The organism is Spirosoma jeollabukense, from assembly GCF_054777855.1.
On the sequence record NZ_BAAHAD010000014.1, the window covers coordinates 70,080 to 93,924 of the forward strand.

A 23,845-nucleotide genomic window follows, 5' to 3' on the forward strand; every position below is an offset into this window, starting at 1 on the left:
GATTGTACGTATGACAGAGCCAGCCGGTCAGCCTCAACGGAATCTCCAATGAGTAGCTGATCTATCGGAAGTCAATACCCTACATCAAGCAACCTGCCGATACAAAAGCTCTTTTCAAATGATGGTAACCCTTAATCTAAGTTAAGCGTATTTCTTAATTTAGTTTATGGGTTGCTTCCGGCAAGAACGGCCACCTTTGCCTGGCTGAATAAGCCCAATCGAAACTTAACTACGTCACCTCACAAGACCACAATCGAGCAATTAGTTATGAAAGCCGCTGTTTTAATGAATCCAGGGGGTGCAGACGCCTTCCAGCTTGAAGAAAGACCGATACCACAGGCCAGCGAAGGTACCATCCTGATTAAAGTAAAAGCCTTTGGGCTAAACCGATCGGAGTTAATGACGCGTAAGGGCTATTCGCCAAACGTCAAATTTCCGCGCGTATTAGGGATTGAATGCGTAGGGGAAGTAGTATCTGACCCATCCGGCGATTATCAAAGAGGACAGAAAGTCGCGGCTTTGATGGGCGGCATGGGACGGGATTTCGACGGAAGTTATGCCGAATATACAGTGCTGCCAAAATCGATCGTATTCCCGTTCGAGAGTCAGTTGGGTTGGGATCAACTCGGTGCCATACCCGAAATGTATCAAACTGTTTACGGATCGCTTAGTCTGGCCTTGAATTGTCAAAAAGGTGAGAATCTGCTTATTAGAGGGGGTACGTCGTCCATAGGCATGCTGGCGACCCAGTTGGCAAAGCGCATGGGCCTACAGGTTATTGCGACAACGAGAAACCCCGACAAAGCACCCTTACTGATGACTAACGGAGCCACCTACTGCCTCATTGACGATGGTGAATTAGCCAGCAAAGTAAAGGCCATTTTCCCCGACGGCGTCGATAAAGTATTGGAACTGGTTGGTACGGTAACGCTGAAAGATTCCTTACACTGCGCTAAACCTGGGGGGACGGTATGTATGACCGGTATGCTGGCTGAACAATGGGAAATCCCGAATTTCGCTCCGATGGATTTCATACCGCCACTGGTCAGTCTGACGATTTACAATAGCGGTGCGGCCAGCATAGTTCCAGCGGTTTTTCAGGAATTTATACGTACCGTTGAGGCTGGGCAGATCCACTTAAACGTGAGCAAAGTCTTTCACCTCGATGATATTGCCCGCGCGCATGCGTATATGGAAAGCAATCAGGCAGGCGGCAAAATTGTCGTAGTAACCTAGACAGATCAGTTAATAAGCGACTGATAAACAGCAATATACTGGCGGGCGCTTTTCTCCCAATTGAATTGGGCTGCGTGTTTAACAATAGCCTCCGCCAGGTTTGAGGTCTCATATTCCTGCATGCCCTGCCGATACACGTTCTGCACTACGTTGGCCTTAAAGTCAGGAAAGTAAAACGCAGCATCCCCTCCTATTTCCGGTAAAGACGTAAAGCGGGAGAGAAAAACAGGCTTCCCAAACTGCATGGCTTCGACCACCGGCAGGCCAAAGCCTTCGGCCAGCGAAGGATGTAAGAAAGCTTTACAATGCCTTAAATACCAGATTTTGTCCGCTTCAGAAACCGTTCCGGGCAGATGCAGCCGCTTCTCAACGCCCAATTCGTGAGCCAAACGCTTCATCTGGTCTACGTAATGCGGGTCGTCATGATGACCAACGATGATCATTTCCAGATCGGGATTTGATTCCAGCAACGGTAGTAGTACGTGAAAATTCTTTTTTTTATTCAGATAGCCAATCCCTAACAAAAACTCCCGGGCTGGCTTATACCCCACTACGTCTCCGGTTGCCTCCGGTAGTTTATTCACACCGTTATGGATCACGTGAACGGGCTTCTCGCCGACGTAGCAGTTAGTCAGTACATCCCGTTTAGTGAATTCAGAAATACAGATAATGGCATCACTTTTATCGATCAGTGACTGCGTATGGGCCATGCTTTTCTGCTGAACGGACTCAGATTTTCCTTCGTGCAATACGTTCAAATCATGAATGGTCAGCACTATTTTCAGGTTAGGAAACCGTTTTTGGTTCGGAAAAATCCGCCCGGACTGAAAAGGCGCATGCCATACGCGACAATCCAGCAAAAAGGGTTGAAAGAATTTGTGCCATTTTCGCTCCACTAAATGATACGGTTCGGGCCGGAGGATAAGTTTCTTACGGGGCGGCAAAAACATCTGCATGAACGGCTCGTTTTCTTCAGCAAGCACCTGATTGATTTGTTCGCCTAGATTTTGGCAGTAATAGTACAAGCCAGAATGAGGAAATTTCATCAGGTCGCAGTCAAGAATGATACGGGACATAGGTCAGAAACGTGGTTGACGAGGGGTGTCAACAATGCGCAATTTATAGGTTATGCAACAATAACGGCGATTCTATTGTATTGGTTGTATAGACGGCTTCGTCTTTCCTATTCCAACCCTTCTGTCTGGTTCGGTGTCCCAAGCTATAGAACCGTGTAGTTTACGGCAAACTTATATTTGTAGCGAACATTTTATTTAACATGTTAAACAACCTGTAAGGTTATTGTGTATGATTCGAATCACCTTCGATTGCGAGAGGATGAAGTATGCCAATACTGGTCTATACTACTATTGCCTCAATCTGGGGAAAGCCCTTCAACAGAACTCGACCCAGGAGCAATTGTCAGTATTTGGACCGAGCCACATCCGCTCAGCCTTTGGTCCTTCGGTACCCGTTATTCCACAGCATTCGCTCCAGAAATTTTTTATGCCCTCACTTAGCCAGTTTCAGATCTGGCATAGTACCTATCAAAGTTCCCAATACCTGCCCCGACGAAATAGCCGGATTAAAGTTGTGCTTACCATCCATGACCTTAATTTCCTGCATGAGGACAAGACCGAGCAGAAAAAGAAACGTTGCCTTGACGATGTACAGCGTAATATAGACCGTAGCGATGCCATCGTCTGTATTTCTGAGTTCACAAAAAACGACGTATTGACCCACTGTGATACGGGAAATAAACCTGTTCATATGATCTATAATGGCACCAACGGACTGGAGACGCCCTTGCTGAAAGAGAAATCCTATCGGCCAACCATTCCATTTTTATTCAACATTGGCGCCATTGCCCGTAAAAAAAATCAGCACCAGATTTTGCCGTTATTACAAAGCAACCCGGCGCTGGAACTGGTGCTGGCTGGTCGGCATGAGGATAAAGATTATGCCCATTTTCTAAAGCAGCAGGCATCGGTATTAAACGTTGAGGACCGGATGCACCTGGTAGATGAAATCAGCGAACAGGAAAAATCGTGGTATTACCATAACTGTCAGGCCGTTGTAATGCCATCGCTGGCCGAAGGTTTCGGACTCCCGGTTACCGAAGCCATGTCCATCGGCAAACCGGTTTTCTTATCGAAACACACAGCCCTACCCGAAATAGGTAAGGATCTGGCTTTCTATTTCTACGGCTTTGACAACATGCAGGAAGACTTTATGGCCGGCATGCGCCATTACAAAAAGGCCGGAAGCCAGATGAAGGAAGCGATGAAAGCCCATAGTGCTACGTTCAACTGGGAAGACTCAGCCAAAAAATACATCGAAGTCTACCGGTCATTAGCCTAGAGATTCAGTATCTACAGCGGCAGGCACGGAGAACACAGAGAAATCTAGTATATCTTTTTTCTCAATGTTCTCCGTGCCTGCCGCTGTAGATACTGAATATGTTAAACCATTTAAGCCGTAAATTTGTGGGTAGTACCCACGTTAACGTTAACGAATGAAGATTTATAGACGGCTGATGGTATATGCCAAGCCTTATGGAAAGTTCATTGTCCCCTTTATCGTATTCACCCTCATCGGCGTATTTTTCAACGTCTTTCAATTTGCGTTGATCATACCGCTGCTCAATTTCCTGTTTGATCCCATCAACACAGCCGATGCGGCTAAATACGCCCTGACGCCCACCTTCCGGTTGTCGCCCGATTATTTCAAGGATATCTTTTACCACCTGATCTACAATTTCAAAACTACCAACCCTGTCTATGCGCTGTATTTTCTGGCAGGCATGATCGTAGTAGCGGTGGTTATGACCAACTTGTTCCGGTTTCTGGCTCAGCGATCCCTGCTCAGTGTCAGAACCTTACTGGTGAAGCGGCTTAGGGAAGCCCTGTTCGAAAAAATAAATTACCTGCACTTAGGCTACTTTACCAAGGAACATAAAGGGGATTTACTGTCCCGGCTCAACGGCGATGTTTATGCGATCGAAGGTGTAGCGGGCAGTTCGATTGAAGTGGTATTTAAAGAGCCCTTTATGCTCATTGGCTATTTTGTGGCGCTTTTTGCCATTTCGGCCAAGCTGACGTTCTTTACGCTTATCATTATTCCTATTTCAGCCGTCGGTATCGCGGCCGTGACAAAAAAACTCAAAAAGGAAGCCAAAGATGTGCAGTCGTCTATGGGGCGGATGCTCACCCTGATGGACGAGACGCTCATGGGGATGCGGATTCTGCGATCGTTCAATGCGACGCCGTTTATTTTAAAGCGGTTTAGTCTGGAGAATGATTTCTATAGAAAGGCTAGTCTGGATGGTTTTAAGCGCAAGGAACTAGCCCCGGCCTTTTCCGAAGCGTCGGGTGTGTTTGTCGTAGCTTGTATTCTGGTATATGGAGGTAGTCTGGTGCTGAGTAGTCAGGGAAGTTTACAAGCCAGTTCGTTCATTGCCTTCATCGCCATTTTTTCGCAGGTGATACGTCCCGCGAAAGCCATTGTGGTAGCTCTTACCAATATTCAGCAGGGACAGGCCGCTGGCGAACGTATTATCGAGCTACTGGACAAACCCATCGAAATCCTGGATAAGCCAGATGCCAAAGTTATGGAACCGTTCCGGCGGGACATCGTCTTCGACAATGTTAGCTTCCAGTATGGTGATAAACCAGTCCTGAAAAATATCAGCTTCCGGATTGAAAAAGGTAAAAAAATCGCTCTTGTAGGCCCGTCTGGCGTCGGGAAATCGACCATTGCCGATCTGATTCCCCGTTTTTATGAATCCACGCGGGGAAGCGTCAAAATTGACGGTATTGACGTCCGGGACTACAAAATGGAATCACTCCGTGAACAGATGAGCTTTGTGACGCAGGAAATCATTCTGTTCAATGATACGATCTTCAACAACATAGCCCTGGGGAAGCCGGATGCCAGCCTGGAAGACGTTATCGAAGCGGCAAAAATAGCCAACGCCCATAATTTTATCATGGAAACCGAAGATGGCTACAACACCAACATCGGCGACCGGGGCATTCGCCTGAGCGGTGGCCAGCGTCAGCGGTTGAGTATAGCGCGGGCTGTCTTCAAAAAACCATCCATTCTGATTCTCGACGAAGCGACATCTGCCCTGGATGTCGAATCGGAGAAATCGGTGCAGATTGCCCTGAATAACCTGATGGAAGGACGTACTACGCTGGTGATCGCCCACCGACTGAGCACCATCAAAGAAGCCGACGAAATTTTAATCATGGAAGGCGGGCGGATTGTCGAACGAGGTAATCACTTCGAACTGATCAACAGCGAAGACAGCATCTACAAACGCCTGAATATGATGCAGGAGGTATTTCAATAATCTTTTTAACGGCCTGTAACGTAGTCAACAGCTTTGGCGAACTTGGCCAGTACTTTATCCCAGGTGTAATTCTGCTCAATGTAGGCTTTGCCATTTTCTCCCATTTCGCGCGTGTCCTGGGCTAAAAGTTTGTGAACGGCCTCGTTGAAACCAGCATACTCTGTATATAGCATACCACCCTGACTGATTTGAACGTGGTCTCTGATGACTTCGCACTTACCGTTTGCAATAACCGGGACACCGTACGAAAAGCTTTCTAACGTAACCATCGACAGACTTTCATACAGCGAAGCAATAACCAATGCTTTAGCGCCTTTCAACAGCGTAACTTTTACGGCTTCCTCCACAAATCCTGCCAGCACTATATCGGGGTGCTCAGGGATTGTCATAAACGTCTGACCCACCAGCACCAGCTTTAACGGAGATGGATTTTCCTCTTTGTAGCGGATAAAGTAGTCGAACAGTACGTCGCAACCTTTCGACGTATCGATCCGGCCAATATAAATTACGTAGGGCGCATCAGTGCCCAAAATAGCCGCAGCTGACAGATCCGTGTTTACCTGAGCAGGTTCAATACCCGCGCCCAGAATATCGGTGTACTGCGTCTTATTGGGGAAAGCCTGATCAACAAATCGTTTCTCACCCGCCGAGATGTACAGCATGGCTTTGGGCAACGAAAAAAAGCGCTTGAACACCGGCAGATGAATGGGGGGTTCATCGTGAGCGGTCGGAATCAGAATGGACTTCCGGGGGGCAACCTTTAGCCCGGCAATCGTTGGATAATAGAGATATGTAACAAAGACTAAGGCATCGTATTTTTTATAATTCTGCTTTAAATACGTTATCAATTCGGGAACATAAGGGCCCTGGTATTCGGCCCAGAGCTGGCCATAATACTTCGTTGTTTTCCCCGAAATATGCCGCCCTACTTCTTCCAGGGCGATCGACAGTTTGCTTTTGCCCGGCGGTGGCTTTCTCGTCAGTTTGTGGATCATCAGCGCAAAGCCTTCCTCATCCCGGTTGTGCAGGGTGGGGAACCGCAGGACATTTACACCATTGATGACACTGGCACCAGCCGGAAAATGATTGGCCCACGTTACGTATTCCAGCGCGCAACTGGTCAATACGTCAACCTCATACAGGGCCGTTAATCGTTCGGCCAGTATCCGACAGTAGTATTCCGCTCCACCATTGACTTCTTCTCCATACCGCTGAACCACGAATGCTATTTTCTTCATTTTAAATAGTTTAAACACAGAGCCTCAGAAAGTTTCACTAAGTAAAAGGAAGGGCTTTGTTTGCTCTATGACAACCTCCGTTTTCTCCGTGTTTAACAACCTTGTTTATAATGTTTCATAAAAATCATTCTGCCGTTTTTGCCGGTCAATATCTTTTAGGTGAATCAGGCAAAAACTTTCATCGGTCGAAGGAAGATACTGACAATGTCGAAAGCCAGCTAGTTCTTCATGAACCTTGTTTTTCCACGCGATACCCTGCTGTAGCTTAAAAATCCGCATCTGATAATCCGGAAAATTGATACGTCCTTTAGTATCTACGTTCCAGTTCCATTTATCAATAAATTCCTTCGTAAGTCCCTCAACCAGGTTAACTCTTGGCACAGCAAAACAATCGCTTTGCGTATGCTTTATCAACTCGCGTTTGATGTTTTGAATCAATTTTTCGGCAGGCAGTTCATCGGCATCAATCTGAAACAGATAATCGCCCGAAGCCATACCGATCAGGTTGTTTTTGAACGTAGCAAAATCATTATCAAGTTTTTGCTGCTTAACAATCAGTTTGCCGCGATATTTATCAATTATGTCGGCTACCCGTTTGTCGGCTCTGGTGCTGTCCTGCAAAACAAGAATCTCATCCTGGCGATCTTTGTGCTGCACTAAAAACGAAAGCAGTCGCTCCAGCTCATCGGCTTCATTGCATACCGTAATTCCGTAAGACAACTTGAGTTTCCGTTGAAATAATCGTCCAAACATCGTTTCAGAACTTACTAATGAGCTGGTTTTCGTAAGAGGTCTGGTCATTGATCCGGATGCGGTACCCATGCCATGTAAACGTTGGTGGAGCAATGGCCAATAACCTGGACAAGAAGCTTCTAGGCTTCATAATCCTGGCGTGAATGGCTTCATGAAGGTATTCGATCTGGGCGAGTTTCCCGGCATCTATTTTTTTTGCATCCACCGACACAATAATTCCATTTTCTTTCTTTTCGCCCAGGGGCTTTATTTTTTTGCTGAGGTCGAAGCTGGTGCGGGGCTGTTCCTCCGCTTGATACGTTTCAACATCTGTATCGATGTAAATCGTTGAACACCATGGCTCAATTTCCCGCAAAATTGCTACGTTGCCGTTTCTTATTACGAATCCGATATCATAGGTTTTCTTCACGGAAGAATTGTTTCTAAATCCCCATTTTCGAATAAAGTTTCTGTTGGATTGAGCCTCTATTTGCTGCGTCCTGCGGCTATATTCATCCGAAAAACGGGACGTTTTACTCACAAAATGATAACAGATGGCATTTAAAGAAACAACCATCTCCAGTCCCTTTAAAGAAAGCCGAAGTATCAAATCATCGTCTTCGCAAAACATAGGGTTGAAAACAGGATCCAATCCACCGATTTCCAGCAGCACTTTTCGGGCAGCACATAAAAAAAAGGAAATTTTATTGCTGTCCGCTAAATTCCTGTTTTCCCCGATATTTTTTTGCTGTTCCTGCCGGGAAAACTGAAATAAAGCGTCACGCTGGAACGTAGCGATATCGACACCAAAATCACGAACAATTTTACCGGGTCGTTCATCATCCGCAAAGATAGGTGGTTCCACGGTAGTGTAAAAAACCACGCGGTGGACCGATTGAAGAGAAGCCAAATGCTCGACGAATCCCGGCGTTAGCACCATGTCATTATGAGCAAATAATACATAGTCTGACGTAGCGAGTTCGATGCATTTATTGTACGTATCCGAGAGAGTTCGCTCTTCATTTTCATAATAGTACTCTACATGAGCATCCTGTAGCGAATCGAGCCATTCGTGGGTTCCGTCTGTGCTGTGATAGCTGACAAAAACGATTTCAATTTCTGGATATAGCAAACGGGTTTCGGCATAGAAATGCTGTGTGTAGAGCAGGTTATTTTTTAATCCGACCAATAAAGAAAGGCTCATTTTTCGTCAACGTTATCGCTACTATACAACACCATTTGCCGGGTTTCATTGCACCACAAACCACTCATTTAGCTGGCGGAATACTACGTGACCCGGCCTCGGCTCCTGAACAATGACAGCCAAATTGAGGTAATGATTTGGTCTTTTGTCGTATTTTGCAACAATAATCCAATAAAAATAAGAAAGCTGCTGCAGCCTGACAGACGTTGTTCGACAAACGAATCGGCTATGGCTCCTCGTTAGTATTCCAAACAAGCACTCATGAAACGATCTTATTCCGTTATGACGACTCTCCGATTTCTGCTCGTCTTCACTGTCCTTTTCAGTATAGTAACCGGCTGCAAAAAGGACGATGGAGCAACGCCCACGGAGTCCACTCAAACTGACTTACTGGTGGCCAATAACTGGGTCACCAACAGCATTACAACGACTGACGGACAGGATATCAAAGAAAGCCGATTGGGTCTGGAGTCTCAGGTGTTATTTACATTAACCATGCAGTTTCGGGCTGATGGAACGGTTCGAGCCCTTGATCCCAAACGGTCTAACACGGTGGTTAACGGAGGTTCCTGGAAATTCGCGGCCGACAATCAGTCAATAGATGTTGACGTGACCGGATTTAAAGGAAATTTCCCCATTATTCAACTGACGAAGAACAAGCTGATTTTACGCCAGGATAATAAAGCTACGGTCGATGGCGTCAAAACCAACATCTACCTGGTATTTGTACCAAGTTTATAAAGCGTGAAATTCGAAACTGAACCTGGTTTCTATGTATCGGCCGATGCCTGGGGAGATCCAACCCATAAACCGGTACTTCTGTTACACGGTGGAGGCCAAACCCGCTATTCATGGGGTGATACGGCCAGCTGGTTAGCCGAAGCTGGTTGGTATGCCATTGCCCTCGACGCTCGGGGTCATGGCGATAGCGATTGGTCGCCAGAAGGTCATTACGGGCTTGAGTATTTAGCCAGCGACCTGCGCGCGGTGGCGGCCCAACTTAACCAGAAACCAGCGCTCGTGGGCGCGTCGATGGGCGGTATGACGGCGCTCATTGCCGAAGGCGAACGACCAGCTAATACAGATTCCATATGCACCGCCATCGTGCTGGTAGACATAGCCCCCCGTACTGAACAGAAGGGTATCGAGCGGATTTTTGCTTTTATGAGTGGCAATCAAAAAGGGTTTGCCAGTTTAGACGAAGCCGCCGAGGCCGTAGCAGCTTACCTCCCCCACCGGTCGAACGCGACCCCGGCCCGCCCGTCGGATCATAAGCGATTAGAGAAAAATCTACGTCTGCGACAGGCAGCGGATGGCGAGTCTCGCTATTTCTGGCACTGGGACCCGAAAATGCTGGCGTTGTGGCGACAAAACAGTGGCCCTGACCAAGCAATACGTAATGAAGAACGACTCTACGCGGCCGCTCGTGCCCTTACGGTTCCCACGCTGATCGTGCGCGGTGGCATGAGCGACGTAGTGAGCGATAAAGTTGTAGCCGAATTCCTGGATGCCGTCCCACACGTTCAAAGCGTGAGCGTTGCCGATGCAGGCCACATGGTTGCCGGCGACTCCAACCACGCGTTTACCCGAGCCGTAATTGACTTTTTAAAGAGTGAAAGAGCGAATGAGTGAAAGAGCGATGTAACTTGCTTAACCGCTCATTCACTCTTTCACTCTTTATGCAGAAAAACAACCCTCGTATCCTTACCGCCTGGACCTTTTACGATTGGGCAAATTCTGTCCACGCGCTCGTCATTGTATCCAGTATTTTCCCGGTTTATTTCTCGGCGACAGCGCTCAACGAGACGGGTGGTCCCGTAATCAACTTTTTGGGGCTTTCCATCAAAAACTCGGTGCTGTTCTCGTATACTATCTCGGCCGCTTTTCTATTTACGGCCCTCCTATCCCCTATCTGCACCGCCATCGCCGATTATAGTGGTAACAAGAAACTGTTCATGAAGGTGTTTTGCTATACGGGCGCGGTCAGTTGTAGCCTGCTTTACTTCTTCACAAAGGAAACCACTACGTTCGCGGTTATCTGCTTCTGGCTCAGCCTGATTGGCTGGAGCGGAAGTATTGTCTTTTACAATTCTTACCTGCCCGACATTGCCACTGAAGATCAATACGATCGGGTTAGCGCGCGGGGGTTCTCAATGGGCTACATCGGGAGCGTTCTGCTCATGGTGTTGAATCTGCTGGTGATTCTCAAACGCGAATGGTTCGGCAACATCTCCGAGGCACTGGCTTCCCGAATTGCCTTCCTGACAGTCGGGCTGTGGTGGATTGGTTTCGCCCAGATTCCGTTCAGCCGGTTGCCCGATGGCCTTAAAAAGACAACCGAACGTAGCGGAAATTATTTGCTGAATGGCTTCAAGGAACTGCGTCATGTCTGGAGTAACTTGCAGGAGCAGCCTCTAGCGAAACGCTTTTTAGTCGCTTTTTTCGTCTATAATATGGCCGTGCAAACAGTTATGTATGTCGCCACTATTTTCGGGACTGATGAATTGCACTTACCCGGTCCGAGTTTAATCATCACCATTCTGCTCATTCAGTTGGTGGCCATTCCGGGGGCGTATGGATTCTCGCGGCTGTCGGAACGGTTCGGCAATACGCATGCCCTGATGACAGCCGTGGTGATCTGGATTCTGTTTTGTGCCGGGGCCTATTTCGTGCAGACACAAACGCAGTTTTTCGGGCTGGCCGGTGTGGCTGGCTTAGTCATGGGCGGTATTCAATCACTATCGCGCTCGACTTATTCCAAGCTTATCCCGGCTACGACCGACACGGCTTCTTATTTTAGTTTCTACGACGTAACCGAAAAAACGTCTATCGTATTCGGTACGCTGGTTTACGGGCTTATTGAACAAATAACGGGGAGTATGCGCAACAGTGTGCTGGCGTTACTGGTGCTGTTTATCATTGGCTTTGTGCTTTTGTGGCGAATTCCGTCGCAAAAAATTTACCGCACCCATTTGGAAACAGAGGAAGTTTTGTAAGTTTGCAACCCCGGAAGGCGTTAGCGACGATGGTTTACAAGAACTTCGTCGTTAACGCTTTCTCGGGGACAAAGGAGGTTAGCTCAGTTGGTTCAGAGCGCTGCTTTGACAGAGCAGAGGTCAGCGGTTCGAGCCCGCTACTTCCTACTGAAAAACCAAAAAGCCGTTTGCTCATTCGAGCAAACGGCTTTTTGGTTAACTCATCTTGCTCATTCACATCATCGGTTAGTTTCAGGGGATTTGATTACCAAAAGTTCTATGGAGAAGGATGTGGCCCATGAACTGATTCAACTGGCTCAACATGACGGAGTCGTTCGGGAACGATTATTAGTGGAGAATAAGCTATCGGATGGCTATAATCCAGAAATGGAAGCTGTCCATAGAGCCAATGCTGCCCGACTACGGGAAATTATTTTTTCCATTGGATGGCCAACCCGGTCGAAGGTGGGTGCGGAAGCCAGCGATGCGGCCTGGCTTATTGTACAGCATTCGATTGGCGAAGCTTCTTTCATGCGGGACAGCTATCAATGGATGCTGGACTCGATGGACGACATCAACCCTCAAAATGTAGCCTATCTGTATGATCGGATTTGTTATTTTGAGGGAAAGCCCCAACGATACGGCACCCAGTATGATAATGGGAAACTGTACCCGGTAGAGGACAAGGCAATGGTGAATGTACTTCGGGAAGAGCTAAAGCTGCCCCTCATTTCCTTAACAGACATAATTGCCTATTCGCACACTGAAACGTCGGGCGATTTACATACGGATGCAGGTTTCAACGCGTGGCGACTAAAAGCGGGCTGGATCTAATTAGAATTAACACGTTACTTTCGTCAAGTACTTTTTCAATACCCTCACACATTGTTTTAATACGCTGGTAAGACGCGTCCGAATTGGCTTCTTTATCCAGTTCTATTCGTATGCGACCCGCCCTTTCTTCCAGCTTGAATCTAGTCTTGTCATCCAGTGTCGTTGTAATATCCACGTGATCACCTGAAAAACTACTGGGAGCCACCTGGGTATTGATAAAATCCTGAACACGTTTGGTTTTTTCCTTTTCGAATTTGGCCAGGAATTCATACGTATTGGGGGAGTCAGTAACCGAAATTTTACGGTTATTGCCGTCAGAACAAGCCAGCAGTGCGCTGATCAAAAGAAGTACAGATATACTTGAAACAGCTTTCATAATGAATAGTGCTTTACAAGGAACTATGCAATGTAGGGTAGCTTATCAGCTAACATTTAGCAAAATACATTAACGGTGGTTTTGCCGGATAAACGCTCAGTAGGTTATGACAATCTTTGACTTACCACTATTTTTTACAGCCGATTCGAAGCAGAAAAACAACGACGAATGGAACCTATAGGAGTGATTATTAAAAATGCCTGGCCATACCAGCAGGATAAAATGAATTTGCCGGTTCATAATCTGGAGATGGCCATTCCCTTTTACGAAACGATTATGGGATTTCGGGTGGTTTCCCGGCAGGATTCACCCCATAAATCCGCTACGTTGGATAAGAACGGATTTCAACTTGGTCTGGCCGAGAATGGCGGTGATCCAACCCAGGACGGTTGCTTTTTTGAGGTCGATAATCTCGAAAGAGCGCTTGGGGAATTGAAGGCAAATGGTCTGAAAAAGGACGTATCGAACGTTGACCATCAAAAACATGGAGATACCAACTGGAACGTCTTTTTTGTCGTTGCTCCCGACGGACTTTGTTATTGCTACGGCGAACGGCAGCCTTGAGTTTAAATTCAAAAAGAAAGCGTTCACCCGTCGACAAGTTGATTAGTTACGTGGCTGAATGTGCTTTTAGAGATGTACTCCATCTGCCCATCTCTAAACCCTGACAATCGAATGACAACGACACGCCGACATTTTTTGCGAAACTCACTCATAACCGCTTCGGGAGCCGGACTAATTACGCTTCCCACGCTGGAAGCAATCGCCAGCCAACGGAAACGGGTTGCTCCCGGCGATAAACTTCAGATTGGTGTAATTGGCTGCAATGGCATGGGCTGGTCGGATCTCCGCTCCCATTTGCTATTGAGCGACGTCGAGTGTGTCGCCCTCGCCGATGTCGATCAGAGTGTGCTGGACAAACGAGCGGCTGATGTTGAGGCCATACAACATAAACGCCCCCAGCTTTTCAAAGACTACCGGAAAATGCTGGAAAATAAGGATATCGACGCGGTCATTATTGGTACGCCGGATCATTGGCACTGCATGGCCATGACCGATGCGTTATCGGCTGGGAAACACGTCTATTGCGAAAAACCTTTAGCCAACAGCATCGAGGAGTGTAATTTGATGCTGACCGCTGCCCGCAAAGCCAATAAAATTGTGCAGATAGGTCAATGGCAACGTAGTGGTTCGCATTATGCCAAAGCGATTGAGTACGTCCGTTCGGGCAAATTAGGGAATATTCGTTTGGTGAAAGTGTGGGCGTATCAGGGCTGGATGAAACCCGTTCCGGTTAAGCCCGACAGTGCACCACCGGCCGGCGTTGACTACGATATGTGGCTGGGTCCAGCCCCGAAGCGCCCCTTTAATCCGAACCGATTTCATTTCAATTTTCGCTGGTTCTGGGATTATGCCGGTGGCCTGATGACCGACTGGGGTGTTCATGAAATCGATATTGCCCTCTTTGCCATGAACGCCAAAGCGCCCAGATCGGTGATGGCGTCGGGCGGCAAACTCGCCTATCCCGATGATGCCTCCGAAACACCCGATACGTTACAGACGGTCTATGAATATGAAGGCTTCAACATGCTCTGGGAACACGCTACGGGCATCGACGGTGGCAACTATGGACGGACGGAGGGCATTGCGTTTATCGGGAATAACGCTACGCTGGTACTGAACCGAGACGGCTGGGAACTGCTCCCCGAAACGGAAACCAAAAATGGCATCAAAGTCTATAAAGTCGAGGATATTCCCAGGCAGGTTCGTAACGGGGAGTATCTCAATGAACACACGAAAAACTTTGTTCAGGCGATAAAAACCAACGATGCCAGCATTCTGAAATGTGGCATCGAAACGGGTAGTATTGCCGCCATCAATGCTCACATGGGAAACATTGCCTACAAAACAGGCCGTAAAGTATATTGGGATGCCGCAGCGAAAGGCTTTAAAAATGACCCACAGGCCAACGCCATGATTGCGGCTCATTACCACAACGGCTGGAAATTGCCGGTGGTTTAACGTAGCGTGGTGCTTCAGCCCGCGTAGTCATAGGCTAAGTTGTAGGTCTATTTTTAACCTATACACGGGCTGAAGCACCGCACTACGTTAGTTCGCTGGCAGAAACACATTCACCGATGGGTGCATTGTGTACAACCGGTACTGCTTGCCGTCGTTGACGACAATACCACTCGATTTATTACCGCCAACAATTGGATTTCCGGCGAACTTCGTCCAGTGAATCAGGTCTTTCGATACCGCTACGTTCGTTGACCACTCGTGCCAGTCGGAAAAGGCCGATGCGTGGTAGTAGGCATAATAAAGCCCTTTGTGCTTAATGACCTGGTTCATCGCTATAGCGTAGCGATCATAATCCGTTGGGCCTTTAGCCAGGACAGGTTCATCCTGAATGTTGGTCCACACCTTCCGGTCTTTAGACGTTGCCAGCCAGACTGCCTGATCCTTTCGTTCGTAGAAAAGATACCAGACATCGCCCTCTTTCCAGATCGCTGGCGTTCCGTAGGGCCCTTTGCTGAGCGGCTGGCCGTTAGTGTACCGAATATCAAGCGGTCCCTGCTCCGTCCAGGTTACGCGATCCGTTGAGGTGAGCAGATGGGCCACATCATTCAGCCCCTCGGCAAACATGTAATACGTACTGCCGTCTTTAAGCACCGTCATGTCTTCCACCCAGCCTGCTGTATGAATGGGGTTATTTTTGTAACGCGTCCAGGTTAGGCCATCCGCCGACGTAGCATAGCCGAGGTGTTTGACTTTATCTCCGTCTTCGCGGTAGCCCGTATACCACATGTGATACGTATCGCCTTCGTGCAGGATATAGCCCCGTTCCCGAATTTTGTTATCCCACGTATCGGCACTCGTACCCGCGAAAACCGGGTTGTTTTTATAGGGGACAAATGAAACCAGTTCCGTTGGAAATTGCGGCTCATCTTTCGACGGCAAGGACACAGTAACCAGCCGATTTCCTTCACCCGTCAGCAGGCAGGCACAAACAAGAGCGACGAACGTAGCGATTGAATTCATATAAAGCCTAATCTGGCGCGAGTATTAACCGCGCCAGCCTGTGTTAGTCGTTCATTGTCAGGTATAATTCCTCGACTTTTTGCCGTGCCCAGGGCGTTTTCCGAAGAAAGGTCAGGCTTGATTTAATGCTCGGATTATCGGTAAAACAGCGAATGTTAATGCGATACCCCATTTCTTCCCAACCATAATGAGCAACCAGCTCGTTCAGAATTGTTTCGAGTGTTTTGCCATGTAGCGGATTGTTGAGCTGGGCGTTGGTCATGGTTAAGCGTTTTGGTATTCGACCGTTTTTTTATTGATCCGGTCGCTGGAGATGGAGCAAGCTGCGTAATTCACCCAAATTTAGCCAATGAGAAACATTCTCCAGAATGGCACTCTCCGCTTTGCAATTAAATACATTACCCTGTTGGTAGCAAAGCCCAATCAACATTTCATCCTGATGACCAATGGCCAATACCTGTATTTCACCCATCGGTTGCTGATCCCTAATGTCAATCCAGTTAATGCTGCTTGTTCCCTGATTCATTTTACGTCCATTTTGAGAGTGCTTTAGGCTACGGAATCCATTAATTCCACTGATCTACCTTAGGTCAAAGCCTGTAAGCGGACTCTTTTGTTCAATAATGTACGAAAAATTAGCTGGAGTAGCGTCCTGTATTTTGATATAGGCCCACTGGAGTAAAACCCCGTGCAGATGAGTTAGCTGGCTTCGAGGCCAGGTCTTCTTTTTCCTGTATCTTTAAAAAGAAGCTAGCCATCCCACCGAGTGCTGGCCGAAAACAGGTTCATTACCACACATACGTACCAACAGCCCCGGCCGACAACGTAATGCTCAACTGTTTACCCTGGCTATCAATCGCGAACGTCTGTGCAGATGGACTGTCGTTCAGGACAATGAGCACGGTATGGCCGTCGGGTGTTTTGAAGGCAACGTTAGGCAAGGTTTTGGGCAGGTCGGATTCGATACGAACAGAACCCGGCCGGACAAATTTCGACGCTACAGCTACGTTGTAATAAGCCGGATTTCGCGTTACGGTATTGCCGTCGATGGTTAGAGCCCCCAGACACTTGTCGCAACCGCCCGGCGTGTGGGGTTCCTGTTTTGGATCGGCTGCCAGATTCCACTGCAATACCGTGCGACTCCAGTTTCGTGTAGCCCCAATAATCAACTCCCGCACGTGCCAGACCAGATCACCTTTCAGGTTGCCCGGTGCGCCAATCCACTGCTCGGTGAAATACAGATTTTTGTCGGGGTAAGCGTTATGCACCTCCGAGAGCGCACTGATCGGCCCGGCGTAGAGGTGAAAGGCGGAGCCATCAACGTACTGGCGAGCATCGGCATCCTTCAGCACCGTAATGGGATAGTCCGGATGGTCGGCGTTATGGTCATACAGAATAATCTTTGTTTTGATGCCAGCCGCTTTGAACGCCGGACCCAGACTCTTTTTAATGAAAAGTGCCTGTTCGGCGGGCAGCATCAATAAACTGGGATTATTGCCCGGATGCAGCGGTTCGTTCTGGATCGTTATCGCATCGATCGGAATGCCTTCACGCTGCATGCCCTGAATATACTTAACAAAATACGTAGCATAGGCATCGTAGAACTCCGGCTTCAGGCTCCCTCCTTTCGAGTTGCCGTTGGTCTTCATCCAGGTCGGGGGTGACCAGGGAGAACCCAGAATTTTGATTTTCGGATTGATGGTAAGAATCTGTTTGAGCACCGGAATCAGATGCGTTTTGTCGGGAGCCAGGCTGAACTTAGTCAGTTTCGGATCGGTCTCCCCAGCGGGCAGATCGTCATACGAGAATACCCGATCGTCCAGGTCCGACGCCCCAAGGCTAATCCGCAGATAACTAACGCCAATTCCCTGTCCCGAGGTTGAAAACAGGTCATTCAGCAAGGCAGTCCGGGCAGCGGCCCCCATGGTATGAATAAGCATGGCACTGCCGCCAGTCAACGTATACCCGAACCCGTCGATGGGCTGGTAGGTTTTTGCCGGATCGACATGAATGGTTGGTCCATTTTTAGTCGCATCGGTAAACGCCAGCGACGGTTGCTTCGCAAACAGGATATTTCGGCCTGGATCAGTTAACCAGCATTCGGCCTGTTTGTGGGCCTGTCGTTTCGGTACAGCCTGCCCATAAGCGACAATTGACGTGAAACCAATTATCCAAAAACTTAGCTGCCAAAATCGTCTTAGGTCCGCGCGCATAATCAAACCAGTTTTGTTGCGATGTTCTTTGGTTATAAGAACTCCATTCTCGCTAAAAACTACCGATGCGGGTCAGGATGATTAAGTAGCGGTCCATTTTTTTCTTTCTGCTTTCGCTTCCGATGATTCAGTGCTACGTTCCGCAACTCATAATCAATGCCCTGCACCTTGGCTATTTCGCGATAATCGTGGAGCATGTTGAAAATATCGTGATCGATAAAAGGCGCTTTCGTACCATCAATAATGACCTCATCACCCGGCTTAAGTGTTCCGAGGGCTTCTTTTAGCTGCGGCTTACTCAGAAAATAGAGATCTTTCTCAAATTCAATCGTCACCTTGCTCCCATCGCGATCCATTCGGAATGTCGAATGAAAATTAGTGTATAGTACATAAATAATCCCAACTACCGAACCCAGTGCGATACCAATCAACAGATCGGTGAAAACAATGCCCGCCACGGTCACGATGAAAGGGACAAACTGGCTCCAGCCATCCCGGTACGTCTTTTTAAAGATGGCTGGCTTCGCTAATTTATACCCAACCATGATCAGGATTGCGGCCAGACAGGACAGTGGAACCAGGTTGAGAAATGGGCCGCCCAGGAACACCGCAATCAACAGAAGAACGCCATGAGATACCGCCGATATCCGGGTTCTGGCGCCCCCATACACGTTAGCCGAGGTACGCACCACTACCGACGTAATGGGCAAGCCGCCAATCATACCCGACAGCAGGTTACCGACGCCCTGAGCAATTAATTCCTGATTGGTGGAGGATACCCGTTTGGCCGAATCGAGCCGATCAGAGGCTTCTAGATTTAGTAAGGTTTCGAGGCTGGCAACGAGTGCAATGGTAGCCGCAACGCCATAGATCTTAGGATCACCGAGTTTACTAAAATCAGGAAAATTAAAAATCGAGGATAAACTTTTTCCGGGTGCAATGGTCGGGATCTGCACCATGTGCTGATGGGCCGTATCGCCTAAATACCAATCCGGTATGGCTACCCGAAAAAACTCATTCAGCGCTACCCCGAGACCAACGACAACCAGCGCAGAGGGGAAGTTTTTGAAGAACGCCTTGGTGCTACGTCCCGCCACGCGCTCCCAGCCCATCAAAAATACCAGCGAAACAATACTGATGACTACGGCCCCGGGACTGGCGGTTTCGATGGCCCGATAGATTTCAGAAATCGTATTTTCGCCGTCGGCGAGTTGCTGAAACTCGAACTCCCCTTCATAATCATTGTCCCGGCCAAGGGCATGCGGGATTTGCTTCAGAATAATGACAATCCCAATGGCGACGAGCATTCCCTTAATCACGCTGTCGGGAAAAAAACTGCTAAACCGCCCCGCTTTGATGATACCCATCAGGAGTTGCAGTACACCCGCCAGGATAACAGCCACTAAAAATGTCTCGTAAGAACCTAATTTTGCAATGGCATCGGCTACAATAACGGCCAGGCCAGCCGCCGGACCACTCACACTAACTTCTGACCCTGATAACAACCCAATGACAATGCCACCAATCACACCGGCGACCAAGCCAGAAAACAAAGGTGCCCCCGAGGCCAGCGCTATGCCCAGACAAAGGGGCAGGGCGACCAGAAAGACCGATAAGCCAGCGGGGAGATCCTGGCGCAAATACCCTGTCTTATAATGGGTAAGGGTACGAAGCGGACTAACTCGTTTCATAAAAGTGATTATGTTGGGCGTAAGTTATTTTTGTAACGCCAACCTGACAGGCATCGTTACACGAAATTAAAAAGAGATTAAAATATAATTAATACTCAGTTGGCAATTTTCCTTTCCTCATCCGAACAGGCCTTCATAAGCGCCCATCTGACCACTGATGTTCGGGCATTGGTACTACGTGGTCAGCCGGGCGAACTGGACATCAAAAAAGTGGCGGCTCAGATCGTGGCCCGGCAAAAGGCCAGGGAGAAATTACCAACCTGGTACGCCAACGACAGGCTAATTTTTCCGCCTGCGCTCTCGGTTGAACAGGCATCGTCTGAGCGAACGGCTCAGTATAAAGCCTCACTCATTAGCGGACGGTTACTGCTGGATCTCACCGGCGGCATGGGTGTCGATACGTGGGCGTTTGCCCAGCGGGTTGACCGTGTAATGTATGTCGAGCGCAACCCGGAGTTAGCCGCTCTGGCCGCTCATAATCTGCCTTTACTGGGCACCAGAAACGTAGTCGTTCAATCGGGGGATGGGTTAGCGCTGCTCAATGATTCTCCGGAGAACAAGACGGCGTTCGAGATTGCCAACTGGATTTATCTTGACCCGCACCGACGTAATGAGCTGGGTGGCAAGATGGTACGACTGGAAGACTGCGAACCCGATGTATCGCGGCCAAGTATGGTTGCTGCTCTATTGAAAAAGGCCCAACACATTTTATTAAAGGCGTCCCCGTTACTTGACATTGACAAGGCCGTCCAACAGCTACAGGGAGCGGTCAATTCAGTCCATGTTGTGGCCGTTCAGGGCGAGGTGAAAGAGATCTTATTTGTGCTTGCTAATCAGCCAACTGTGAAAGAAACCATTAGCTTTAATGCCGTTAATATCGTAGCGGATCGCACCATCAGTTTACGTTTTCAATGGGGAGATGAGCGTGAGGCTGAGGTCAATTTTGGTGATCCTGAACAGTACGTATACGAACCCAATGCAGCTGTGCTTAAGACCGGGGCCTTTCGGTTGGTGGCCGCCCGATTCGGTTTGACAAAACTGGCTCCGAACAGCCATTTGTATACCAGTTCTTTGCTACGTACTGATTTTCCTGGCCGGATATTTTCGCTGCAAGCCGTTATTAGACCCGATTCCAAAACGCTTAAAACAATCTTGCCAACCATGAAAGCGAACCTGACAATACGTAATTTCCCACAGTCGGTAGCTGATTTACGTAAAAAGTTGAACCTGAACGAAGGCGGTGATGTCTATATACTGGCAACAACCTTATTGAACGGCGACAAACGGCTACTGATCACTAAAAAAGTTGATAACCCCGTTTAAAATTCCACAAATGTTGCGCATAGCAAGCCGTAAAATCAGGCACCGATTATAACCAATTCATTACACGAAAATTTGAACAAACCACCAAAAATCATGAATACCCTAGTACGTTTTACTCTATTTTTTTGTCTAGTGGCACTGACGCATTCAACCTACGCTCAAACCGTTTATGCGGGGGAAAGCACGGTTGATAAGGCTAAAATGCCGGGCCTCTATTTAACTATTCAGGGCGATGGCAAACAAATTGAAAAAGATTGGGAAGCCCAACTCAAGACGTATGGCCGCCTGACAACTTCGCGCGGGACTTACCGTGTTCCCAATGCCAGCATCCCAGCCATTTCGTCGGAACCCATCAATTTGGTCAGCACCGTAAAAACAACCCGTACATCGGCCACTATTTTTACGGCCTATGATTTGGGCAGTGGGAACTACGTAACAACCGGCGGAACCGGATATTCGGCGGCCGAAAGTCTCTTGAAAGATTTTGCGGGCAACTCGCTGTTCAATCAGGAAGTGAGAACGGCCGAAAGCGGGTTTGATGACGCTCAGAAGAACCATCAGAAAGCCGTGAAAAATGGCGAACGGCTGCAGCGTGCCATTGAACAAAATGCAAAAGAGAAAGAAAAACTGCTGAAACGAATCGACGATAACGCCAAAGAACTGGAGCAACTGAACAAGGACATTGAAACCAATAAAACCGAGCAGGAAACGGCAACGACGGAGTTGGAAAACCAAAAGAAGAACGTTGAAGCTGTGAAAGCAAAAAAAAGCAATTGAGGAAATACTAAGTCAGATAAGTCGCCCATAAAGGCGTACGTAGCAGGAACACTATCTCCTGCTACGTACGCCTTTTTCTATGGCAGGCTCATGAGTTTATGTGACGTTCCGACCTTACCTGATCACGCGATTAACCCTGACAATCTTCCGTTCGTCTGTCCTGATGCAACAAATCTATCTCCGGACTATCGCTAGACGCAACCGGTGAGGAAATTCTCCCGTATTGGGTAAAACGGCGATTTCACTCTCTACATTCTTATGCAAAAACTTTTCATCCTCTTCCTTTTTGTCGGGCTACAAGTGCAGGCCCAGGACACAACCGCCATCCAATCTTACGTTGACCCCACCGCTGGGAATCAAATGGCAACGGGTTCGATTGATTCACCGATTATTGAGCCATTGCTTCCCCACAAAATGCTCTTTACACAACGGGTTTTCTGGGGGCCTAACGGCTTGCTTAGAACCCTGAATGTTGCCCCGCTTACGGCAGAAGGCCGGGAGAAAGAGCTTAAGGTACGTCAGTTCATGCTCATCTCGCACCAGGTAACAGGGTACGTAACACTGGCCGGTTTTCTGATGCAGGGCATTCTGGAGGTTAAATTAAACAAGGCTACAGGTACTACGTATGATCAGCTTTACAAAGCTCAGCAAACAACACTGGCTATCACCAATATCGCGTATGGCACGACGGCGCTGCTTTCCCTAACCGCTCCGCCAAAACAACTGAGCGACCAAAAGACATCGGTTGGTGGCCTGAAACTGCACAAATACTTAGCCATTATTCACCTGACAGGCTTTGTGGCAACCAACATACTGGCGGGGAAAGTCGCCCAGCATTCCGAACTCAGGCCCTATCGACAGGCTGCCACCTTTACGACTTTCGCAGCCTTTGCCCCGGCGCTTATTGCCCTTAAATTCTAAACCATTCTTTTAGTCGTAAGCCATAAGCACAAAAGCCGATAGTGAATCAAGTTCTATCGGCTTTTGTGCTTATGGCTTATGTATTTGCTTTACCTTCCTCTTTCTGACTGCTGGTCCTGGTAGTCGTTCAGTATTTTGTCAAACTCCTCTATGAGCGGATCGGCATTTAGCAAATCACAGTCGGAGGCCAGCGCGGAAATTGTTTTACTGGCTATCATCAACCTATCGGTTTCCCCTAGCTGGTGATCCTTTTTATCGCCTTGATAGTGAACGGCAAGTACAGCCATATCAGCGTTTTGCCAGACTTCACCCGTTAATACCAGTGAATGATTCTTATTCCTGACGCCAACCTGAACGGGTCGGGTCGGCCGGAATTGACCTTTCCCATTTTTTGCCAGAAAAGCTGCTTTCGCTTCATCCCTATAATCACAGATCAGTTTAAATAGCTTGTTGTCGTAGAAAAGTAGAAACAGATTTGTTGTCAGTACGTCTGCTACTTGCAACTTCGTTGACTTGAACGAACGTATATGCGTGCAGGGCAGTGTCAAGGTTCCTTTAACGTAGGCTTGCTCTTGCTCCTGAAAATCAGAACTGTTCAGCGAATCAGGTGTAGTCACCCCAATGACGTACCGGCCAAGTCCAACTGGTTGCGACTGGGGATAGCCAGGCGCCGGTAGCACGAGGAAGACAAGTAGTAAAAACTTCATCGACATTGTCTTCATAACAACCTATTCAAAAATCGAAATCAGGAGGTCAATCTTTCGTCTTAGCAATAAAAAAACTACCATAAACAGCTGTATTCCAGCGAATTGTGTTAACATTTTGATTTCAAAAGCAAAGCTAATACACAAAGTATGTGTATTCATAACAAATTGACTTTTTATAGAAATCTATTCGCTGTGGGACCAGCTAACTACGTCTACTCACGTATA

At 48.0% G+C, this 23,845-nt stretch carries 23 protein-coding genes and 1 tRNA gene; 13 read left to right on the forward strand and 11 right to left on the reverse strand.

What is annotated here, in order from left to right; all coding sequences use genetic code 11:
- Positions 1-267: 267 nt before the first annotated feature.
- Positions 268-1,236, forward strand: a complete 969-nt coding sequence (locus ACYVEA_RS30665) for a zinc-binding alcohol dehydrogenase family protein (protein WP_461117189.1) — start codon at positions 268-270, stop codon at positions 1,234-1,236.
- Between the two features lie 5 nt (positions 1,237-1,241).
- Here the strand turns inward: ACYVEA_RS30665 and ACYVEA_RS30670 are convergent, their stop codons facing one another.
- Positions 1,242-2,312 carry a glycosyltransferase family 4 protein gene (locus tag ACYVEA_RS30670; RefSeq protein WP_461117190.1) on the reverse strand — a complete coding sequence of 357 codons (1,071 nt, stop codon included), beginning with the start codon at positions 2,310-2,312 and terminating at the stop codon, positions 1,242-1,244.
- A gap of 229 nt (positions 2,313-2,541) precedes the next feature.
- Here ACYVEA_RS30670 and ACYVEA_RS30675 point away from each other — a divergent pair, with 229 nt between their 5' ends.
- Both ACYVEA_RS30675 and ACYVEA_RS30680 read left to right on the forward strand, forming a co-directional pair.
- Entirely contained in the window at positions 2,542-3,594 is a 1,053-nt protein-coding gene (locus ACYVEA_RS30675) for a glycosyltransferase family 4 protein (protein ID WP_461117191.1), read from the forward strand.
- A gap of 154 nt (positions 3,595-3,748) precedes the next feature.
- Positions 3,749-5,587: an ABC transporter ATP-binding protein gene (locus tag ACYVEA_RS30680; RefSeq protein ID WP_461117192.1), complete on the forward strand. Its 1,839-nt coding sequence runs from the start codon at positions 3,749-3,751 to the stop codon at positions 5,585-5,587.
- Between the two features lie 5 nt (positions 5,588-5,592).
- Here the strand turns inward: ACYVEA_RS30680 and ACYVEA_RS30685 are convergent, their stop codons facing one another.
- The 3 genes from ACYVEA_RS30685 to ACYVEA_RS30695 form a co-directional block, all read right to left on the reverse strand.
- On the reverse strand, positions 5,593-6,825 hold the full coding sequence (locus ACYVEA_RS30685; protein WP_461117193.1) for a glycosyltransferase family 4 protein: 1,233 nt from the start codon (positions 6,823-6,825) through the stop codon (positions 5,593-5,595).
- A 105-nt stretch (positions 6,826-6,930) separates the two neighbouring features.
- Positions 6,931-7,578, reverse strand: coding sequence for a glycosyltransferase (locus ACYVEA_RS30690; RefSeq protein WP_461117194.1), 648 nt, complete (start codon positions 7,576-7,578; stop codon positions 6,931-6,933).
- A gap of 4 nt (positions 7,579-7,582) precedes the next feature.
- A complete protein-coding gene (locus tag ACYVEA_RS30695) occupies positions 7,583-8,761 on the reverse strand; it encodes a glycosyltransferase family 2 protein (RefSeq protein WP_461117195.1) in 1,179 nt (392 codons plus the stop codon).
- 261 nt (positions 8,762-9,022) lie between these two features.
- Between ACYVEA_RS30695 and ACYVEA_RS30700 the strand changes: the two genes are divergently transcribed.
- The 5 genes from ACYVEA_RS30700 to ACYVEA_RS30720 all read left to right on the forward strand — a co-directional run bounded on the left by ACYVEA_RS30700 (position 9,023) and on the right by ACYVEA_RS30720 (position 12,570).
- The gene (locus ACYVEA_RS30700) at positions 9,023-9,502 is read left to right on the forward strand and encodes a hypothetical protein (protein WP_461117196.1); all 480 of its coding nucleotides are present in this window, start codon (positions 9,023-9,025) and stop codon (positions 9,500-9,502) included.
- A gap of 3 nt (positions 9,503-9,505) precedes the next feature.
- Positions 9,506-10,393, forward strand: coding sequence for an alpha/beta fold hydrolase (locus tag ACYVEA_RS30705; protein WP_461117197.1), 888 nt, complete (start codon positions 9,506-9,508; stop codon positions 10,391-10,393).
- 47 nt (positions 10,394-10,440) lie between these two features.
- The gene (locus ACYVEA_RS30710; protein WP_461117198.1) at positions 10,441-11,757 is read left to right on the forward strand and encodes an MFS transporter; all 1,317 of its coding nucleotides are present in this window, start codon (positions 10,441-10,443) and stop codon (positions 11,755-11,757) included.
- 72 nt (positions 11,758-11,829) lie between these two features.
- Positions 11,830-11,904: transfer RNA gene (locus ACYVEA_RS30715), tRNA-Val, on the forward strand.
- 111 nt (positions 11,905-12,015) lie between these two features.
- A complete protein-coding gene (locus ACYVEA_RS30720; RefSeq protein ID WP_461117199.1) occupies positions 12,016-12,570 on the forward strand; it encodes a DUF6624 domain-containing protein in 555 nt (184 codons plus the stop codon).
- Here ACYVEA_RS30720 and ACYVEA_RS30725 read toward each other — a convergent pair.
- The gene (locus ACYVEA_RS30725) at positions 12,536-12,946 is read right to left on the reverse strand and encodes a hypothetical protein (protein ID WP_461117200.1); all 411 of its coding nucleotides are present in this window, start codon (positions 12,944-12,946) and stop codon (positions 12,536-12,538) included. The genes ACYVEA_RS30720 and ACYVEA_RS30725 overlap by 35 nt on opposite strands.
- A 168-nt stretch (positions 12,947-13,114) precedes the next feature.
- Between ACYVEA_RS30725 and ACYVEA_RS30730 the strand changes: the two genes are divergently transcribed.
- Both ACYVEA_RS30730 and ACYVEA_RS30735 read left to right on the forward strand, forming a co-directional pair.
- Entirely contained in the window at positions 13,115-13,510 is a 396-nt protein-coding gene (locus ACYVEA_RS30730) for a VOC family protein (RefSeq protein ID WP_461117201.1), read from the forward strand.
- 111 nt (positions 13,511-13,621) lie between these two features.
- Positions 13,622-14,968 (forward strand): Gfo/Idh/MocA family protein, encoded by a 1,347-nt coding sequence (locus tag ACYVEA_RS30735; RefSeq protein WP_461117202.1) that lies wholly within the window; start codon positions 13,622-13,624, stop codon positions 14,966-14,968.
- An 87-nt stretch (positions 14,969-15,055) separates the two neighbouring features.
- On the opposite strand, the gene ACYVEA_RS30740 is transcribed toward ACYVEA_RS30735, so the two are convergent.
- The 5 genes from ACYVEA_RS30740 to ACYVEA_RS30760 form a co-directional block, all read right to left on the reverse strand.
- Positions 15,056-15,988 carry a glycoside hydrolase family protein gene (locus ACYVEA_RS30740; protein ID WP_461117203.1) on the reverse strand — a complete coding sequence of 311 codons (933 nt, stop codon included), beginning with the start codon at positions 15,986-15,988 and terminating at the stop codon, positions 15,056-15,058.
- 43 nt (positions 15,989-16,031) lie between these two features.
- A complete protein-coding gene (locus tag ACYVEA_RS30745) occupies positions 16,032-16,250 on the reverse strand; it encodes a VF530 family protein (protein ID WP_461117204.1) in 219 nt (72 codons plus the stop codon).
- A 30-nt stretch (positions 16,251-16,280) separates the two neighbouring features.
- Positions 16,281-16,514, reverse strand: a complete 234-nt coding sequence (locus ACYVEA_RS30750; RefSeq protein WP_461117205.1) for a hypothetical protein — start codon at positions 16,512-16,514, stop codon at positions 16,281-16,283.
- A 262-nt stretch (positions 16,515-16,776) separates the two neighbouring features.
- Positions 16,777-18,201: a glycoside hydrolase family 30 protein gene (locus ACYVEA_RS30755; RefSeq protein WP_461117206.1), complete on the reverse strand. Its 1,425-nt coding sequence runs from the start codon at positions 18,199-18,201 to the stop codon at positions 16,777-16,779.
- A gap of 59 nt (positions 18,202-18,260) precedes the next feature.
- The gene (locus tag ACYVEA_RS30760; protein ID WP_461117207.1) at positions 18,261-19,892 is read right to left on the reverse strand and encodes a SulP family inorganic anion transporter; all 1,632 of its coding nucleotides are present in this window, start codon (positions 19,890-19,892) and stop codon (positions 18,261-18,263) included.
- Positions 19,893-19,991: 99 nt separating this feature from the next.
- On the opposite strand from ACYVEA_RS30760, the gene ACYVEA_RS30765 reads away from it, so the two are divergent.
- From ACYVEA_RS30765 to ACYVEA_RS30775, 3 genes are all read left to right on the forward strand, one after another.
- Positions 19,992-21,215, forward strand: coding sequence for a THUMP-like domain-containing protein (locus ACYVEA_RS30765; RefSeq protein ID WP_461117208.1), 1,224 nt, complete (start codon positions 19,992-19,994; stop codon positions 21,213-21,215).
- 93 nt (positions 21,216-21,308) lie between these two features.
- Positions 21,309-21,992, forward strand: coding sequence for a hypothetical protein (locus tag ACYVEA_RS30770; RefSeq protein WP_461117209.1), 684 nt, complete (start codon positions 21,309-21,311; stop codon positions 21,990-21,992).
- Positions 21,993-22,250: 258 nt separating this feature from the next.
- A complete protein-coding gene (locus ACYVEA_RS30775; RefSeq protein WP_461117210.1) occupies positions 22,251-22,913 on the forward strand; it encodes a hypothetical protein in 663 nt (220 codons plus the stop codon).
- A gap of 89 nt (positions 22,914-23,002) precedes the next feature.
- On the opposite strand, the gene ACYVEA_RS30780 is transcribed toward ACYVEA_RS30775, so the two are convergent.
- Positions 23,003-23,635 carry a hypothetical protein gene (locus ACYVEA_RS30780; RefSeq protein WP_461117211.1) on the reverse strand — a complete coding sequence of 211 codons (633 nt, stop codon included), beginning with the start codon at positions 23,633-23,635 and terminating at the stop codon, positions 23,003-23,005.
- Positions 23,636-23,845 lie beyond the last annotated feature (210 nt).

What these genes read in the sequence shown, in the direction of transcription:
- ACYVEA_RS30745 (WP_461117204.1), bottom strand. Translation starts at nt 16,250, where the DNA reads ATGACCAACGCCCAGCTCAACAATCCGCTACATGGCAAAACACTCGAA.
- ACYVEA_RS30680 (WP_461117192.1), top strand. Translation starts at nt 3,749, where the DNA reads ATGAAGATTTATAGACGGCTGATGGTATATGCCAAGCCTTATGGAAAG.
- ACYVEA_RS30755 (WP_461117206.1), bottom strand. Translation starts at nt 18,201, where the DNA reads ATGCGCGCGGACCTAAGACGATTTTGGCAGCTAAGTTTTTGGATAATT.
- ACYVEA_RS30710 (WP_461117198.1), top strand. Translation starts at nt 10,441, where the DNA reads ATGCAGAAAAACAACCCTCGTATCCTTACCGCCTGGACCTTTTACGAT.
- ACYVEA_RS30700 (WP_461117196.1), top strand. Translation starts at nt 9,023, where the DNA reads ATGAAACGATCTTATTCCGTTATGACGACTCTCCGATTTCTGCTCGTC.
- ACYVEA_RS30685 (WP_461117193.1), bottom strand. Translation starts at nt 6,825, where the DNA reads ATGAAGAAAATAGCATTCGTGGTTCAGCGGTATGGAGAAGAAGTCAAT.
- ACYVEA_RS30725 (WP_461117200.1), bottom strand. Translation starts at nt 12,946, where the DNA reads ATGAAAGCTGTTTCAAGTATATCTGTACTTCTTTTGATCAGCGCACTG.
- ACYVEA_RS30695 (WP_461117195.1), bottom strand. Translation starts at nt 8,761, where the DNA reads ATGAGCCTTTCTTTATTGGTCGGATTAAAAAATAACCTGCTCTACACA.
- ACYVEA_RS30670 (WP_461117190.1), bottom strand. Translation starts at nt 2,312, where the DNA reads ATGTCCCGTATCATTCTTGACTGCGACCTGATGAAATTTCCTCATTCT.
- ACYVEA_RS30665 (WP_461117189.1), top strand. Translation starts at nt 268, where the DNA reads ATGAAAGCCGCTGTTTTAATGAATCCAGGGGGTGCAGACGCCTTCCAG.
- ACYVEA_RS30720 (WP_461117199.1), top strand. Translation starts at nt 12,016, where the DNA reads ATGGAGAAGGATGTGGCCCATGAACTGATTCAACTGGCTCAACATGAC.
- ACYVEA_RS30775 (WP_461117210.1), top strand. Translation starts at nt 22,251, where the DNA reads ATGCAAAAACTTTTCATCCTCTTCCTTTTTGTCGGGCTACAAGTGCAG.
- ACYVEA_RS30760 (WP_461117207.1), bottom strand. Translation starts at nt 19,892, where the DNA reads ATGAAACGAGTTAGTCCGCTTCGTACCCTTACCCATTATAAGACAGGG.
- ACYVEA_RS30730 (WP_461117201.1), top strand. Translation starts at nt 13,115, where the DNA reads ATGGAACCTATAGGAGTGATTATTAAAAATGCCTGGCCATACCAGCAG.
- ACYVEA_RS30740 (WP_461117203.1), bottom strand. Translation starts at nt 15,988, where the DNA reads ATGAATTCAATCGCTACGTTCGTCGCTCTTGTTTGTGCCTGCCTGCTG.
- ACYVEA_RS30750 (WP_461117205.1), bottom strand. Translation starts at nt 16,514, where the DNA reads ATGAATCAGGGAACAAGCAGCATTAACTGGATTGACATTAGGGATCAG.
- ACYVEA_RS30735 (WP_461117202.1), top strand. Translation starts at nt 13,622, where the DNA reads ATGACAACGACACGCCGACATTTTTTGCGAAACTCACTCATAACCGCT.
- ACYVEA_RS30770 (WP_461117209.1), top strand. Translation starts at nt 21,309, where the DNA reads ATGAATACCCTAGTACGTTTTACTCTATTTTTTTGTCTAGTGGCACTG.
- ACYVEA_RS30690 (WP_461117194.1), bottom strand. Translation starts at nt 7,578, where the DNA reads ATGTTTGGACGATTATTTCAACGGAAACTCAAGTTGTCTTACGGAATT.
- ACYVEA_RS30675 (WP_461117191.1), top strand. Translation starts at nt 2,542, where the DNA reads ATGATTCGAATCACCTTCGATTGCGAGAGGATGAAGTATGCCAATACT.
- ACYVEA_RS30780 (WP_461117211.1), bottom strand. Translation starts at nt 23,635, where the DNA reads ATGAAGACAATGTCGATGAAGTTTTTACTACTTGTCTTCCTCGTGCTA.